This is a genomic window from Viridibacillus arvi, from assembly GCF_001274945.1.
GTDB lineage: Bacteria > Bacillota > Bacilli > Bacillales_A > Planococcaceae > Viridibacillus > Viridibacillus arvi.
In genome coordinates, this window is record NZ_LILB01000019.1 from 1 (window position 1) to 511 (window position 511).

At 33.3% G+C, this 511-nt stretch carries 1 protein-coding gene; it reads right to left on the reverse strand.

Annotated features, from left to right (window positions below; translation table 11 throughout):
• Positions 1–43: 43 nt before the first annotated feature.
• Entirely contained in the window at positions 44–268 is a 225-nt protein-coding gene (locus AMD00_RS22610) for a DUF3953 domain-containing protein (RefSeq protein ID WP_053419252.1), read from the reverse strand.
• Between the last annotated feature and the right edge of the window lie 243 nt (positions 269–511).

A 511-nucleotide genomic window follows, 5' to 3' on the forward strand; every position in this document is an offset into this window, starting at 1 on the left:
TAAAGCACCCGTTAGTTTAAGTTAGATACTTCACATACTTTAATTAGAAACTAAATAGAGCCACCACAATAACTAATAAAGATACTGGTATAAAAAACATTCCCCAACTATTTTTTCCTTTGTTTTTAAATTCCTCTATTCCTATAATTGCAATAAAAATGCCAAGCAATAAAGATGATATTGGACCATACAAAGAATCTTTTGTAATTAAGCCGTATGCTGAAATTGCTATTACAACTAAAGCAAGCAATATTTTAATAATTTTCAACTCAATTCCCCCTCGAATTATTGAACTAACCTGCCGCGTTAGCTCGATAAGAAAAAAGGCTTTACTCCTTCTTGAAGTAAAGCACCCGTTACTTTAAGTACATTCGAAACCGACAGTTATCCAAAATAATTATGAAACCACCAACCAACAAGAGATATAGCCCCTACTCCCCAAGCAGTGGTACCCCATATCCACCAAATTACAGATTTAGCTTTTGATAAATTTTCCTCGTCTTCCATATTT